Origin of the sequence: Thermococcus sp. AM4 (assembly GCF_000151205.2) — an archaeon.
Taxonomy (GTDB): Archaea; Methanobacteriota_B; Thermococci; order Thermococcales; family Thermococcaceae; genus Thermococcus.
This window is the reverse complement of the sequence record NC_016051.1, coordinates 1,249,342-1,262,331: the sequence shown is the minus strand read 5'-3', so window position 1 is coordinate 1,262,331 and position 12,990 is coordinate 1,249,342. Positions and strand designations below refer to the sequence as shown.

Here is a 12,990-nt window from a genome sequence, read left to right as displayed (position 1 = left end):
AAGGGGGTCAGCCAAGAACATCGTCGAGGGGCTTTGCCTCTTCTATCCCCTTCGGGGTGGTGATTATGACGTCGCCGTTTATGTTCCTAAGCTCTGTGGTTTCGTTGATTGTTAAGTACATGTTTGCGGTGTCCCCTTTGATCGGATCCCTGATCGAGACAACCACGTTGAGGTACTCGTGGATCCAGTAGGGCATGCCGTCGCCCCTGATCTTCACCTCGATGTAGCCGCTCTTCGTGGTTATGTTCGCTATGTCGCTGTTCTTCAGAAGCGTGTTGATGAACTCCCTCCCGGTGGCGTTGAGGATCTCTCCAAACGTGATGTTGGTCTTGAAGTAGTAGCCTCCCTTGATCCTCTTCATCTCGATCTCCTTATTGGAGAGGAGCTTTTCGATGAAGTCAACGTTCAGGCTGCTGTTGGCGAACTCCGTGAGCTCGTTGTCCAGGGGCATGGAGTACCACTTGCCGTTGATGTTGAAGTAAACGTCGGAGCCGTTGGCGAAGTAGGGCCAGTTCACCTTGGTCTCTATTCCGAGGTATTTAACACGGACGTTCAGGTGGCCCTTTTCGAGCTTCTTCCTGTTGTCGAAGGCACCATTTACCTGGATGTACTCCTCGATTTTCATCGTGCTGTTGAGTCTATCGGAAAAGGCCCTGACGACGACGCTGGCGTTCGTAGTGTATTCACCGCGCTCGATGCTGTTTATCGCGTTGAGAACCTTCTCCTTCGTCAGGCCGACCTGGTCGCCGATGCAGCCGGCGGCTATAACAACCCCGAGGATCAACAGCACTGCAAGGAGTCTTCTCATCTTTACCACACCCGTGCAGTTTACACGAGTAGAAACGCACCAGCCTTTAAATATGTTTTGTATTCAAATTTCACATACCACTGAGAATAGTGTGCAAAAAGTGGAAAGTTCACCACGGCTCGTTGCCGTGTCTCTCAACCTGGCCGGCCATGCTCCTGAGGTAGTCTCTCAGCGCCGATTTCCACCAGCTTATGGCCTTGATCCAGCAGCGGGTTTTTTGGATCCTGTACTTTATGTGCACGTCGATGTAATCAACGAGAACCGTGGAGTTCCTCGGATCGTAGTTAAGGGAGGTTGATGTGTCGTACGAGACCTCCCTCAGTTCGTCGTTCACGTAGACCGCAACGAGCCGGTAGTAGGTTGTGGTGTACTCGTCCCCTCTTTTCCATTTGAGGATCAGGATCGATCTGTTTCCCTTCCTCGTGAGGCTCACGGAGGTGGCCCTTTTTCTCATGTCGCTCATGAACGTGTAGGGATCGTTGAGCCTCCTGAGGGTATCTTGGTTTAGATTGAAGGATCTGACGAAGATCTCTCTATCCCAATCACGGCTTTCGTAGTACGCGCCGAACTGGCCGGGGCATATCACGCCGTAGCCCTTCGACTGGGACGACATGAACCCACTATCGTGCCGGGTGTACCTGTAGGAATATCCCGTGTCGTTGATCCCGTCAGGGTAGACGAAGAGCAGGAGAAAAAGAACGAATAGAATCCCGAACTTGTGGAGAAAGCTCACCATCCCTCCACCGCCTCGAGCTTCTGGAGGAATATTCTCAGATCGGTCTTAAAGGGCTCGTCCGCCCTCGCGATCTCCTCCTCGAGGCGTTTCTTTAGGTCCTCAACGCTTTCGGCTCCGTCAAGAAAGCCGAGCACCAGCTCCCTCAGCCGGTCGGGGTATTCGACGTAGGGCCGGGCTTCAAACAGGGCCTCCTCAACGATGCTCCTGAGTTCCTTCAAGCTCACCACCTCCACATGCCCCTGAGGGCGTAGTACCACCTCTTCTGCTCGTCCTCGGCACGGCCGAGGAGTATGAGGTACCTGAGGATCGCCAGGTTGAGGAGGAGCAGGAAGATGAGGAGTATGTTGTAGGCCGGAACCGCTTCGCTCAGGAACGCGAAGTAGTCCCAGAGGAAGTGGAGGAACATCGCCGTAAGGAGGAAGCTTCCGACTGAATCGGCTTTTCCCTCCGAGACGAGCCCGTATCCAACTCCGACTATCGCGCTCCACGTTCCGTGGGCGAAGGGTGTTAAAAACGCCCTGAAAACCGTCGTGGGGAGGCCGTACCCCAGACCGTAGAGGAAGTTCTCGGTTGCCGCGAATCCGAGTCCTGCTGCAACGCCGTAGACGACCCCGTCCATTATTCCGTCCATCTGGCCGGCCCTGAACGGGTACAGTATCGCCAGGGCCTTAGCCGGTTCCTCCACAACCCCTGCAACAAGGGCCATGTAGAAGGCACTCGCGGGGAGGAGATAGTTGGCGTAGCCCCACCTGGGGGTCAGGAGGGCCTCTATGACAAAAGCTACAGTTACCGAGAGGCTTGCCCCTAGGAGGAAGGTCATGATAACGTACCTCTTTGGCTCCGGTTCCAGTTTGTCCTCGTGATAGAAGTACCACAAGAGTATCAAGGCCGGCACGTACGCGAAGAACACTATCGACGCTATAACGTTCATGCCACCACCCTCAACAGTTGGGAGTTCGATCTTTTTAATGTTTTCACGGTTTCGGGTGGTTACCACGAGTGGACGTTACCACCTGCACAAAAAATATATCAACTCCGGGGTTTAACTTTCTCATCAGGTGGTGGTATGGACAGGAAGATCACGATCATCGTGGTGTTACTGTTCATCTCCGTTGCTCTCGTTGGGGCTTTCTGGGGGGACATCCTCGAAAAGGCCAATCCTTCCCCCCCGAAGCTCGTGGACGTTGAGCTGAGCAGGGGGATAGTTCCGGGCCCCGAGGATGACGGAACCTACTACGTTCAGGGCAACGTCCTCTCGAACTGCACGGTCGCGTTCACGTACCTCCTGCCGGAGCAGGGCAAAGTGGAAGTTTACGAGCTCGACGCTGCAACGTACCGGGCTCTCACGGGCAACGGCACGGTGGGAGCGTGTTCGGATGAGCTCATAGAGGGAACGCTGAAGGTTCAGTTCGACCAGAAACTCGAGTCCCTTTCAATTCAGGTGTGGAACGGCAAGCTCTCCGAGGACGGTTCCAACGTCTACTTCCGGCTGCTCGGAACGTGGCAGTTCTTCGACAATCTGTCGGCCGTTTACGTTGCGCCTTCCCCCGAGAAGGACTACAAGCTGGTGACGATTCAGGAGCTCGAGGAAATGATCAGGGAAAACGGTGTTCATCCGGTTGGGTGAGCGCAACCCTTAAAAACCAACCCTCGAAACCCGACCGACTAGGCGGGTTCGCCCGCGGGATGTTCCGCTCTGCGGAGAACCACAAACGTGGGAGGGAATTGAAATGGGAATGTACAAGTACATAAGGGAAGCCTGGAAGAGCCCCAAGAAGAGCTACGTGGGAGAGCTCCTCAAGAAGAGGATGATAAAGTGGAGGAGAGAGCCGGTCGTCGTTCGCGTCGAGAGGCCGACGAGGCTTGATAGAGCGAGGAACCTCGGCTACCAGGCCAAGCAGGGCTACGTCGTCGTTCGCGTTAGGGTCAGGCGCGGTGGAAGGAAGAGGCCCAGGTGGAAGGGCGGAAGGAAGCCGAGCAAGATGGGTATGGTTAAATACAGCCCGAAGAAGAGCCTCCAGTGGATAGCCGAGGAGAAGGCCGCGAGAAAGTTCCCGAACCTCGAGGTCCTCAACTCCTACTGGGTCGGCGAGGACGGAATGTACAAGTGGTTCGAGGTCATAATGGTTGACCCGCACCACCCGGTCATAAAGAGCGACCCGAAGATAGCCTGGATCGCTGGTAAAGCCCACAAGGGTAGGGTCTTCCGCGGTCTCACGAGCGCCGGCAAGAAGGGCCGCGGCCTGAGGAACAAGGGCAAGGGCGCTGAAAAGGTCAGGCCCAGCGTTAGAGCTAATAAGGGCAAGACCAAGTGAGCCTTTTATTCTTCTTCCGGCTTTTCGAGCTTTATCCTCTTGATTCCGAGCTTGTCGAAGGCCTTATCCGAGCTGATTATCACCCCTCCGCACTTCGCCGCGTGAACTGCATCGAAGGGATTGAGATTGTGCTCCTTCATGTAGTACGCTGCCCGGAGGTAGTCCTCGTTTTCCTCCTCGATTATCGCCATCACAGCCGCCAGAAGCCTGAGGGGGTCGAGATTGAACCTTTTTGAGAGTATCAAAAGCTCGAGGAAGGTTGCCTCCGAGGTCGTTATCCGCCCTTTATATTTTTCGTAAAGCTTTCTGGCGTTCTCCTTCAGCCAGTCGTTGGGTTTGAGAAGGGCGAGGAAAAAATCCGTGTCCGCGTAGACCATTTCACTCACCCGCGAGCTTCTCTGCCTCCTTCAGGATTTCCCTCCTCAGCTCTTCGAGGGAAACGTCCGGGAGCTTCTTTCCAAGCTCTTCAAGCTCCCCCAGCGGGTCTTCCGGCTTGGGCACTATGAGAATACCCTCCGCTACTCTAACGAGGTAAACCTCACCCGAGAGGTTCTTCCTGAGCTCCTTGGGTATGTAGAGCCTCCCCCGCGAGTCCACTCTGGCCAGCATTTTCCCACCATAGGGGTTTAGATGGGAACATACTTATGGTTTTCCCCCACTCACTTTTTTAAATCCCTCCTCCAAAGGAGTTCGGGTGAGAGAAGATGACGCTCAGGGCGCACCACGTCAGGCTTACGACTTTCATTCACGCGACCGAGGACGAGGACAAGGTCTTAGAGGCGATAGGAACCTTCATTCCGGAGGAGATAGACGACGAGGACATTCACTTTGAGGTCGTTGAGACCGAGGGTTTCTTCGGCAACCCGATTAAGGTCGTTAACGTTGAGATAAAAAGGAGCAAAGCGGTGAGGGCGTTCCTCAAGCACTTCAGGGAGCTCCTTGACGAGAACGCGAGGCGCTACATACTGGAAAACCTCGACGAGAAGGTCGACGACGAGGGAACGCTCTACGTCCGATTCAACAAGCAGAAGGCTTACCTCGGCGACGTTGAGGTTGACGAGGGAGCCGACGTGATACAGGTCAGAATTAAGGTCAAGGCCTTCCCGATGAGGAAAGAGGCCGTTGTGAAGGCCGTGAGGGAGTGGCTGGAGGAGAAGGAATGAGCGGGAGGGACTACTTCGTCGAGATGGACGTCAGGAATGCGGAAGCCTACGAGTTAGCTAAGGAGTGGTTCGACGAGGTAGTCTTCACCAAAAAGCTCGTCCTCGACGCCGAGCCCGACTGGGACTCGTTGAAGGAAGAACTCCGAGAACTCAGAAGGACCTACGGAAAGGTTGCACTCCTGCTCGTAACGAGAAAGCCGAGCCTGATAAGGGCCTTTAAAGCGAGAAACCTCAGGGCTCTGCTCTACGTTCAGGGAGGCGACATGAGGGTCAACAGGATGGCAATCGAGGCAAAGGCGGACGCGCTGATAAGCCCCTGGCTCGGGAGGAAGGACTACGGCTTCGACCACACCTTGGCGGGAATGGCCGGCAGGAGGGGCGTCGCGATAGGGTTTTCCCTCTCACCCCTTTTGAGGGCGAACCCCTACGAGAGGGCCCTAACGCTCCGCTTCATGGCCAAGGTCTGGGAATTAACAAAGAAGTATCGCGTTCCGCGCTTCATCACGAGCTCCGCCGAGAGCAGGTGGGAGGTTCGCGGGCCGAGGGACTTGATGAGCCTCGGGATAAACATCGGGATGGAGATTCCAGAGGCGAGGGCGAGCCTGAACTTCCACCCGAGAAAAATTTTGAAAAAACTGGACTAAGGCTCCTCCAGAGCCGGGAAGTAGTCCGGCTCATAATCTTCGAGCTTCCCGTCCAGGTAGTCCTCGTAGCCCTTCAGGTCGAGCAGGCCGTGGCCGCTCAGGTTGAAGAGTATGACCTCCTCCTTTCCTTCTTCCTTCGCCTTTAACGCCCTGTCTATGACGCCCTTTATCGCGTGGGCGCTTTCGGGTGCTGGGATTATGCCCTCGGTCTTCGCGAACAGCTCCGCCGCCTGGAAGACCTCGTTCTGGTGGTAAGCTACTGGCCTGACTATTCCGTGGTTTATGAGGACGCTCAGCGTCGGAGCTAAGCCGTGGTAGCGAAGCCCTCCAGCGTGAATCGGCGGGACGTAGTAGGTGTGGCCGAGGGTGTGCATCTTCATCTTTGGGGTGTAACCACCGGAGTCGCCGAAGTCGTACTTGTAGACACCGCGCGTCATGCTCGGGGCGGCTTTCGGCTCGACCGCTATGAACTCGTACTCCTTTTCACCGCTCAGAACGTCCCTCACGAAGGGATACGCAAGGCCAGCGAAGTTGCTCCCACCGCCTACACAGCCGATTATAACGTCCGGCTCCTCGAACTCCTTCATCTGCTCCTGAGCTTCGAGGCCGATGACGGTCTGGTGCATGAGCACGTGGTTCAAAACGCTTCCGAGGGCGTAGCGGGCTTTTTCGTCCCTCAAAACGTCTTCAATCGCCTCGCTTATCGCTATTCCCAGCCCTCCGGGGTGGTTGGGATCCTCGCTCAGGAACTTCCTCCCGATTTCCGTTCTGTCGCTTGGACTGGGATAGATTTCGGCCCCGTAGAGGCGCATTATCGTCTTCCTGTATGGTTTCTGGAAGTAACTGGCGCGCGCCATGTAAACGCGAACTTTTAACCCGAGAAGAGCACCGGCCAGGCTCAAAGCGGTTCCCCACTGGCCGGCTCCCGTTTCAGTAACGAGCCTCTCTATTCCCTGCTCCTTCGCGTAGTAGGCCTGAGCTAAAGCGGTGTTTATCTTGTGGCTCCCCGTTACAGTGGCGCCTTCGTATTTGAAGTAAATCCTCGCCGGTGTGCCAAGGGCCTTCTCAAGGTTTGTCGCCCTGAAAAGCGGTGTGGGCCTGCCTATCTTGGCGTAGAGCTCGCGAACCTTCTTCGGAATCTCGATGTACCTTTCCGTGCTCATCTCCTGCTTTACCAGCTCCTCTGCGAAAATCCTCAACAGCTTCTCCGGCCTCATCGGCTCGTCGGTTTCCGGGTCGAGGGGCGGAGCCAGCTCCTCTGGCAGATCGGGCAGTATGTTGTACCATCTCTTTGGTATCTTCGAATCGGGCAGAACGGCTTTCATTCTAACACCTCCTCCAATTCCTTTAATCCGTTCGAGAAAGGTCCCAAAGGGTGAGGGAATAAGAGCGTGAGAACTAAACCGGAGCGTTTAAGTGACAGAAGGGCGCGGCCAAAAGCAATCCCCCCTCATATCAGCGCCAAAAACAATCCCGCCTAACTGCTATGCCGGGGCTCGAGAAGCGACCTTCAAAGCCAAAAACAATCACTCCTGACCATCATGGCGCATCGATACTCGGAGTGGGTCTTTGTTTAAATAAGTTTCGGCGGAAAATTGGGATTTGCGACGATTTTTCCGGGGGAATGGGGGCGGAGATCGTCATTCATCTAAGCCGGCTCGGTCTGGTCGTATGGAGAGGCTCCCCTCCTGTGCCGGATCAGCAGGTCGTAGACGAACTCCTTAACGTCCGGACTCATCTCATCGTAGAGTATTGCCGGCTCCTCAAGGTTTTCGGCCTCTATAGCCTTTATCAGCTCTTTGACCGCTGGAACGGCCCTTCTGAGGATCCCCTCCACGAGTTCCGGGTATTCGTCTTCCTCTATCTCCTCCTGGCTCTCGAAGGCTAGGTACACGAGGGTCCTTCCAATGTGGAGCTGGAGGACGAGTTCGTTCTCCGTTATGTCGAAGAGCGAGAAGTTGTAGCTCCTCCTGCCCGCCTTAGCCACGAGGATGCCCACCAGGCGGGGCTCGCCGTTCTCCTCGTTGAAGAGCGAAACGAGTTCCATTGTGGCCTTTCTTATCCGCTCCATTTCCGTCCCCACATTCACTCTTCAAGGGTGGATAAAAGGGTTTTGACCGGGTGGTGAAAAAAGATGCAGAAAAGATGCCGTTTCCAAACTAAAAGAAAGAGTACATGGGATTATGGATTCCGAGTAATTTTGGGCCGAAAAACTCATAAAGGGGCCGTTGGAGTGGTCTTGGGTGTAGAAAGGTGAGACCGATTCCATTCCTGGCCGCGCTCCTCGTCCTCGTGGCAATGGGCATGCCGTGGTTCACGTCCCAGCATGCCTCCGGTGGAGTCGTGGCCTACGCCATTGACCACAACGGCTCATCCTCAAATCGTTCCCTCAGCTTCCTGGACGTTGTAAAGGGCCTGTACCTCAACGAGAAGGAGGTAAGGAGCTACCTCCACCTCAAGGCAAAGGAGACCTCAATCAACGAGCTCCTCTCGATAGTGTCCGTTCCCCTGATCCTTCTCGGGGCGGTAATAGGGCTCTTCAACGGAAAACTCGGCCACGGGGTTGGGCTGGTGGGCATGGTCCTCCTGACCGTTGGCCTGCTCCAGTGGGGAAGTGGAAAGGACACGCTCAGCGTCGGAACCGGCTACCTGCTGGCGTGGGTCGGCTTTTCAGTGGGGTTCGTGTCCTCCGCGGGGTCAAAGAAGTGATTAGAGCTCGTTCAGGATCTTCCCCAGCTTTTCAAAGTCCTTTCTCAGCTCTTCCCTGAGGGGAGGCTTGTAGAGGGCCGCCGCTGGATGGTACATGGGCATTATGAGGATCCTTCCGAAGAGGGTGTTGGCCCTGAAAACCTTCCCGTGGATCTTGCTTATCGGTTCCGGCTCGAATCCGAACTTCCTAAGGATGTAGCCCATTGAGTGCCTCCCGAGGGGAACTATCACCCTGGGCCTTATGATGTCTATCTGCATGTCGAGGTAGGGGGAGCAGGCCCTTATCTCCTCTTCCGTTGGGTTGCGGTTCTCCGGTGGGCGGCACTTGACGATGTTCGTTATGTAGACGTCGTCCCTGCTGAGCCCTATTCCCGCCAAGAGCTCGTCGAGAACCTTTCCTGCCCTGCCGACGAAGGGAAGGCCCTTCTGATCCTCCCAGTAACCCGGGGCTTCCCCAACGAACATGACCTTGGCGTCGTAGCTTCCGGAGCCGGGAACGGCGTTGGTCCTGAGCTGGCCCAGGGGACACTTCCGGCAGTTCCTGATCCTCTCCTCCAGCTTTTTCATGAGCTCTTCCTTCCCCATAGGCATCACGCGAGGGTTTTCTGGCTCAGGTAGGCCTTCAGGAACTCGACCCATGCCGTGAAGTAGCCCCTCTCGTACTCGTCTCTGAACTCCTGCCTCAGTATTTGCTCAAAGCGTTCGAGCACTTCCTCTGCTTTCTTTCGATCGTGCTCCTTGAGGAGCTGGACCACGAGGGAGTCGGGGTCGTTGTCCTGAATGGCACTCAGGAACCCGGTGACGGCCTTTGAGTAGCCCCTGCCCCACTCGTCGTTTCCCGCTATCTTCTGGAGCTTTTCCATGTGCCCTTTAGCCCTTGAGAAGTCCCTCCTGAGGAGCGCCCTGAGGAACATCTCCATCCTCATCTCTCTCGCCGGCATCTTCAACCCCTGGAAGGGTTCACGCTCCCGTTTTTAACGCTTGTGCCGGCGCTCATACCTATGCAGGAAAATCTTCATATTTACGCAAAAGCTTTTATACTCTTAGATTGAACACCCGCCAGAGGGAGGAGTTGTTAAAGGTGATGCCTATGGCTGAAAGTTTGGGTGAAATCCCCAGCGGGGAGAAGGAATTCGCCGAATCAACCAAGAGGATACGGGATATAGTTGAGTTTCCGGAAATCAGCGAGGATGAATTCTACGAGCTTTTGAAGACCGCGAGCAGGGGTTACGGTGGTGACCTGCCCCACAGGACGTACTCCCTCTGTCCCGAGACGAGGAGAATAGTTCCGGCCCTCGTGTGGGAGAAGGACGGAAAGGTCTGGATAACCAAGAAGTGCCCCGAGGGCATGATAACCGACCTCTACTACGAGGACGTCGAGATGTACTACCGCTTTAAGGTCTGGCGCTGGGAGGAAAAGGAGCTCTTCTCCACCAACGTTGAGAACTCCGGCGTAAACTGCCCCCTCGACTGCGGCCTTTGTCCGAGGCACCGCTCACACACGAGCCTGCTCAACATAGTCCTGACGAACCGCTGTAATTTGAGCTGCTGGTACTGCTTCTTCTACGCCAAAGAAGGCCAGCCGATATACGAGCCAACGCTGGAGCAGATTAGAATGATGCTCCGCAACGCGAAGAAGGAGTACCCAATCGGTGCCAACGCCGTCCAGTTCACCGGAGGAGAGCCAACGCTCCGCGACGACCTGATCGAGATAATCAAGATCGCGAAGGAGGAAGGCTACGACCACATACAGCTCAACACCGACGGAATAAAGCTCGCTTTCGAGCCCGAGCTCGTGAAGAAGATCCGCGAGGCCGGAACCAACACCCTCTACCTGAGCTACGACGGAATGACACCCCAGACCAACTGGAAGAACCACTGGGAGATCCCGCTCATCTTCGAGAACGTGAGGAAGGCCGGAGGGCCGGGAATAGTCCTCGTGCCGACAACGATCAGGAACGTCAACGACCACGAGCTTGGGGCTATAATCAACTTCGGCCTCAACCACCTCGACATAGTCAGGGGTGTTAACTTCCAGCCGCTCTCCCAGGTCGGCAGGGTTCCGAAGAAGGAGCGCCAGAGGTTCAGGATAACGATTCCTGGAGCGATAAAGCGCATAGAGGAGCAGACCAACGGCGTCATAACGAGGGACGACTGGTACCCGATTCCAATAGCAGGGCATATAGCGCGCTTTTTCGAGGTCTTCTCGGGCTCACGCTACTACATGACCAGCCACTTCTCCTGTGGGGCAGCTACCTACGTCTTCCTCGACCGCGAAAACAAGAAAGTTGTTCCGATAAGCAGGTTCCTCGACGTCGAGGGCTTCGTGGAATACCTCGAGAGCAAGGCGGAGGAGATAGAGCAGTGGAAGCACCTAGGCAAGCTCCAGAAGCTCAAGCTCGGTGCCGAGATATTCATCAAATTCAAGAGCTTCTACGATGAGAGGTACGCCCCCAAGGGTCTGAGCGTTCTCGAGCTCATAAAGAACGCCTTCATGCACGGCAACTACGACGCCCTCGGAAAGTTCCACGAGAACGCCCTCTTCCTTGGAATGATGCACTTCATGGACGAGTACAACTACGACGTCGAGCGCGTTGAGCGCTGTGTAATTCACTACGCGATGCCCGACGGCAGGATCGTCCCGTTCTGTACCTTCAACGTGATCCCCGAGCTCTACCGCGACAAGGTGCAGGCCCAGTTCAGCTACACGTGGGAGGAGTGGAAAAAGCTCCATCCTGACTGGGAGTACAAGAAGGACAAGTACTTCAGGAGCAGGGAGTTCGTCGAGAAGATGAGGAACAGCGAGCTCTACCGGAAGACCTACATCGACATAGAGGACTACTTCGGGGTTAAGGAGGTGTGAGCATGAGCGAGGCCGTACTCAACAAGAAGCTCGTGAGGCTCAACCTGAGGTTCGGTGATATCGACTGGGAGAGAGCAACCGTAAAGCAGTACGAGCTGGAGAAGGAGGAGGCAGTCTGGAGGATCTTCCTCAACGGCTACGCCAGGAACGGTTTCGTCGTTTTCGATCCCTCCGTTCTTTCAGAGGACAAGATACTCGAGGCCCTTGAGGGACTGCAACCCGAGGTAAAGTCCAGGGAGGAACTCACGGTCGCCGAGCTCATCGAGAGGAGCATGAGCTGGAACAACGTGATGAAAAACGCAAAGGCCTAGCGCAGGTCTATCTTTATTCTTCCTTTCTCGTCACTTTTCTCAAGCTCAAAGCTCACGATCCCGCTGAAGGCACTCAGATCGATGACGTTCCTGCCGGGTTCCAGCTCGAAGGTCTCCTCAACGGCGGCGGAGGGTGGAAGGGAGAGGTCGTATTCAAGTACCCTTATCCTGTTGCTCCGTCCCAGGTGCAGGATCATTCTCGGCTCGCGATAGCCGTCGAGGGGGATTCCGCCCAATGGCCGTTCTCCAAGGGTTGGGAGCAGAAAGCTGACCGGCGGGGAGCGTTCCCTAATTATGCCCTCGTCGAGAAGAACAAGATCCCTCGTCCCGGTATCGAAGGGAGTCGCCTCCCTCGCGCCCGTGTTGGGGGCGGTGTTGGTCGCTATGAGCAGTTTGCCTCCTAACTTTTCGATGCTCGTGACCCTTGCACCGAACGCCCCGACGATCCTTACCGTGGGAGGGGAGATGTAGAGGAGAACGCTTGGCCCCGCAACAAGGTGGGTGAACCTGCCCCACCGGGAATCCTCGAAGGAGACGTCGTGGTAGGAGTTGTAGGCTATGAGCACGCCCCCGCCCAGGGGAAGGGCGTTTACCCTGAAGGGAGCGTAGAACGTCGGGAAGTCGAAAAGGCGGTAGAAAGTGAACTCCTCGTGGAGGAAGGGACTGCCAACGAAGAGCCCGCCCCTGACGAAGGCGAAGGCCCTGTTGTAGGCAGAGGCCATCGCCCCCAGTTCCGGTCTTACAGAGGGGAGAGAATCCACAGTGGGGCCCGGCTCTATGAGCTCCCACCTGTTTTCCTGGAGGTCGAGTATTCCAAACTTCCCCACGCCCCACGAGAAGTTGCTCCCCAGCCCAAAGACCGCCACATCGTGAACGAGGGTGCCCTTTGGCGAGGGCTCGTTGAGGAGCCTTTTGATCTCCCCGTTTTCCCTGTCGAGGGAGTAGACACCGAGGTTCACGTGGCCGTCTTCCCTCGCGAGGAGGAGCCTGTCGTTGTAGGGGTCGTAGAGTATTTCGCTCACCTCCCCGGCCCAGTCAGTCTCGTGGTGGATCGACTCCTTCCACAGCAGTTTTACCTCTCCCTCCTTGGTGTCGTAGGCGTGAACGTGGGAGTACTTGTTGGTGAAGAGGATCCTGCGATCCCTCCGGTAGACGGCCGGTGCGTGAACCCAGCCGCCGAAGTATATGAACTCGTCCACGGTTTCGACGGCGTTGTAGGTGTCCCCTCCGCTCGTCGGCCCCGGGCCAACCAGCGTGAAGTCGTAGACCTTTTCTTCTCCACTCTTCACGTCGATAAAATGCGCCTCTCCTTCAAACGCGAGGTTGAAGTAGAGAAAGCCGTTGTTGTACCTGAGGCCAAAGATTCCCCCGCTGCCCCACTCGGGGCCGTACCTTCCTGGAAAGCGATAATTCGGCAGGAGCATGAAACCACCAGTAACTC

18 protein-coding genes are annotated in these 12,990 nt (G+C 55.9%); 7 read left to right on the top strand and 11 right to left on the bottom strand.

The genetic code is table 11. The annotated features are described in order from the left end of the window. Positions 1–7: 7 nt before the first annotated feature. From TAM4_RS06925 to TAM4_RS06910, 4 genes are all read right to left on the bottom strand, one after another. Positions 8–808 carry a hypothetical protein gene (locus tag TAM4_RS06925; RefSeq protein ID WP_014122528.1) on the bottom strand — a complete coding sequence of 267 codons (801 nt, stop codon included), beginning with the start codon at positions 806–808 and terminating at the stop codon, positions 8–10. 109 nt (positions 809–917) lie between these two features. Next, complete coding sequence (locus TAM4_RS06920) at positions 918–1,544, bottom strand: hypothetical protein (RefSeq protein ID WP_048150205.1); 627 nt, start codon at positions 1,542–1,544, stop codon at positions 918–920. Continuing rightward, positions 1,538–1,762, bottom strand: a complete 225-nt coding sequence (locus TAM4_RS06915) for a hypothetical protein (protein ID WP_014122526.1) — start codon at positions 1,760–1,762, stop codon at positions 1,538–1,540. Before TAM4_RS06915 ends, TAM4_RS06920 begins: the two co-directional genes overlap by 7 nt. Positions 1,763–1,764: 2 nt before the next feature. Then, the gene (locus TAM4_RS06910; protein ID WP_014122525.1) at positions 1,765–2,475 is read right to left on the bottom strand and encodes a PrsW family intramembrane metalloprotease; all 711 of its coding nucleotides are present in this window, start codon (positions 2,473–2,475) and stop codon (positions 1,765–1,767) included. Positions 2,476–2,610: 135 nt separating this feature from the next. Here TAM4_RS06910 and TAM4_RS06905 point away from each other — a divergent pair, with 135 nt between their 5' ends. Next, complete coding sequence (locus tag TAM4_RS06905) at positions 2,611–3,171, top strand: hypothetical protein (protein ID WP_014122524.1); 561 nt, start codon at positions 2,611–2,613, stop codon at positions 3,169–3,171. Between the two features lie 103 nt (positions 3,172–3,274). Continuing rightward, entirely contained in the window at positions 3,275–3,859 is a 585-nt protein-coding gene (locus TAM4_RS06900) for a 50S ribosomal protein L15e (RefSeq protein ID WP_014122523.1), read from the top strand. A gap of 5 nt (positions 3,860–3,864) precedes the next feature. Here the strand turns inward: TAM4_RS06900 and TAM4_RS06895 are convergent, their stop codons facing one another. Together TAM4_RS06895 and TAM4_RS06890 are read right to left on the bottom strand one after the other, a co-directional pair. Further along, positions 3,865–4,236 (bottom strand): type II toxin-antitoxin system VapC family toxin, encoded by a 372-nt coding sequence (locus TAM4_RS06895; RefSeq protein ID WP_014122522.1) that lies wholly within the window; start codon positions 4,234–4,236, stop codon positions 3,865–3,867. 1 nt (position 4,237) lies between these two features. Beyond that, positions 4,238–4,468, bottom strand: a complete 231-nt coding sequence (locus TAM4_RS06890; RefSeq protein ID WP_014122521.1) for an AbrB/MazE/SpoVT family DNA-binding domain-containing protein — start codon at positions 4,466–4,468, stop codon at positions 4,238–4,240. 95 nt (positions 4,469–4,563) lie between these two features. Here TAM4_RS06890 and TAM4_RS06885 point away from each other — a divergent pair, with 95 nt between their 5' ends. Next, positions 4,564–5,022, top strand: coding sequence for an RNA-binding protein (locus TAM4_RS06885; protein WP_014122520.1), 459 nt, complete (start codon positions 4,564–4,566; stop codon positions 5,020–5,022). Then, positions 5,019–5,666, top strand: a complete 648-nt coding sequence (locus tag TAM4_RS06880) for a Ribonuclease P protein component 3 (RefSeq protein WP_014122519.1) — start codon at positions 5,019–5,021, stop codon at positions 5,664–5,666. The genes TAM4_RS06885 and TAM4_RS06880 overlap by 4 nt, the downstream gene beginning before the upstream one ends. Here the strand turns inward: TAM4_RS06880 and TAM4_RS06875 are convergent. Both TAM4_RS06875 and TAM4_RS06870 read right to left on the bottom strand, forming a co-directional pair. Then, positions 5,663–6,991, bottom strand: a complete 1,329-nt coding sequence (locus TAM4_RS06875; protein WP_014122518.1) for a TrpB-like pyridoxal phosphate-dependent enzyme — start codon at positions 6,989–6,991, stop codon at positions 5,663–5,665. The two genes, TAM4_RS06880 and TAM4_RS06875, sit on opposite strands and share 4 nt — an antisense overlap. A gap of 323 nt (positions 6,992–7,314) precedes the next feature. Continuing rightward, positions 7,315–7,737 carry a hypothetical protein gene (locus TAM4_RS06870; RefSeq protein WP_014122517.1) on the bottom strand — a complete coding sequence of 141 codons (423 nt, stop codon included), beginning with the start codon at positions 7,735–7,737 and terminating at the stop codon, positions 7,315–7,317. Between the two features lie 182 nt (positions 7,738–7,919). Here TAM4_RS06870 and TAM4_RS06865 point away from each other — a divergent pair, with 182 nt between their 5' ends. Next, positions 7,920–8,375, top strand: coding sequence for a hypothetical protein (locus TAM4_RS06865; RefSeq protein WP_014122516.1), 456 nt, complete (start codon positions 7,920–7,922; stop codon positions 8,373–8,375). Here TAM4_RS06865 and udg read toward each other — a convergent pair whose 3' ends face one another. Continuing rightward, complete coding sequence (gene udg, locus TAM4_RS06860) at positions 8,376–8,960, bottom strand: type-4 uracil-DNA glycosylase (RefSeq protein WP_014122515.1); 585 nt, start codon at positions 8,958–8,960, stop codon at positions 8,376–8,378. A 5-nt stretch (positions 8,961–8,965) separates the two neighbouring features. After that, positions 8,966–9,316 carry a hypothetical protein gene (locus tag TAM4_RS06855; RefSeq protein ID WP_014122514.1) on the bottom strand — a complete coding sequence of 117 codons (351 nt, stop codon included), beginning with the start codon at positions 9,314–9,316 and terminating at the stop codon, positions 8,966–8,968. Positions 9,317–9,465: 149 nt separating this feature from the next. Here TAM4_RS06855 and tes point away from each other — a divergent pair, with 149 nt between their 5' ends. Next, complete coding sequence (tes, locus tag TAM4_RS06850) at positions 9,466–11,238, top strand: tetraether lipid synthase Tes (RefSeq protein ID WP_014122513.1); 1,773 nt, start codon at positions 9,466–9,468, stop codon at positions 11,236–11,238. Between the two features lie 2 nt (positions 11,239–11,240). After that, the gene (locus TAM4_RS06845) at positions 11,241–11,549 is read left to right on the top strand and encodes a DUF3213 domain-containing protein (RefSeq protein WP_014122512.1); all 309 of its coding nucleotides are present in this window, start codon (positions 11,241–11,243) and stop codon (positions 11,547–11,549) included. Here TAM4_RS06845 and TAM4_RS06840 read toward each other — a convergent pair. Further along, positions 11,546–12,973, bottom strand: coding sequence for a DUF2139 domain-containing protein (locus TAM4_RS06840; protein ID WP_014122511.1), 1,428 nt, complete (start codon positions 12,971–12,973; stop codon positions 11,546–11,548). The two genes, TAM4_RS06845 and TAM4_RS06840, sit on opposite strands and share 4 nt — an antisense overlap. Between the last annotated feature and the right edge of the window lie 17 nt (positions 12,974–12,990).

Bases quoted from the DNA above. Each gene is read 5' to 3' on its own strand.
- TAM4_RS06925 (WP_014122528.1), bottom strand. From the start codon at position 808: ATGAGAAGACTCCTTGCAGTGCTGTTGATCCTCGGGGTTGTTATAGCC.
- TAM4_RS06920 (WP_048150205.1), bottom strand. From the start codon at position 1,544: ATGGTGAGCTTTCTCCACAAGTTCGGGATTCTATTCGTTCTTTTTCTC.
- TAM4_RS06910 (WP_014122525.1), bottom strand. From the start codon at position 2,475: ATGAACGTTATAGCGTCGATAGTGTTCTTCGCGTACGTGCCGGCCTTG.
- TAM4_RS06905 (WP_014122524.1), top strand. From the start codon at position 2,611: ATGGACAGGAAGATCACGATCATCGTGGTGTTACTGTTCATCTCCGTT.
- TAM4_RS06900 (WP_014122523.1), top strand. From the start codon at position 3,275: ATGGGAATGTACAAGTACATAAGGGAAGCCTGGAAGAGCCCCAAGAAG.
- TAM4_RS06895 (WP_014122522.1), bottom strand. From the start codon at position 4,236: ATGGTCTACGCGGACACGGATTTTTTCCTCGCCCTTCTCAAACCCAAC.
- TAM4_RS06890 (WP_014122521.1), bottom strand. From the start codon at position 4,468: ATGCTGGCCAGAGTGGACTCGCGGGGGAGGCTCTACATACCCAAGGAG.
- TAM4_RS06885 (WP_014122520.1), top strand. From the start codon at position 4,564: ATGACGCTCAGGGCGCACCACGTCAGGCTTACGACTTTCATTCACGCG.
- TAM4_RS06880 (WP_014122519.1), top strand. From the start codon at position 5,019: ATGAGCGGGAGGGACTACTTCGTCGAGATGGACGTCAGGAATGCGGAA.
- TAM4_RS06875 (WP_014122518.1), bottom strand. From the start codon at position 6,991: ATGAAAGCCGTTCTGCCCGATTCGAAGATACCAAAGAGATGGTACAAC.
- TAM4_RS06870 (WP_014122517.1), bottom strand. From the start codon at position 7,737: ATGGAGCGGATAAGAAAGGCCACAATGGAACTCGTTTCGCTCTTCAAC.
- udg (WP_014122515.1), bottom strand. From the start codon at position 8,960: ATGGGGAAGGAAGAGCTCATGAAAAAGCTGGAGGAGAGGATCAGGAAC.
- TAM4_RS06855 (WP_014122514.1), bottom strand. From the start codon at position 9,316: ATGCCGGCGAGAGAGATGAGGATGGAGATGTTCCTCAGGGCGCTCCTC.
- tes (WP_014122513.1), top strand. From the start codon at position 9,466: ATGGCTGAAAGTTTGGGTGAAATCCCCAGCGGGGAGAAGGAATTCGCC.
- TAM4_RS06845 (WP_014122512.1), top strand. From the start codon at position 11,241: ATGAGCGAGGCCGTACTCAACAAGAAGCTCGTGAGGCTCAACCTGAGG.
- TAM4_RS06840 (WP_014122511.1), bottom strand. From the start codon at position 12,973: ATGCTCCTGCCGAATTATCGCTTTCCAGGAAGGTACGGCCCCGAGTGG.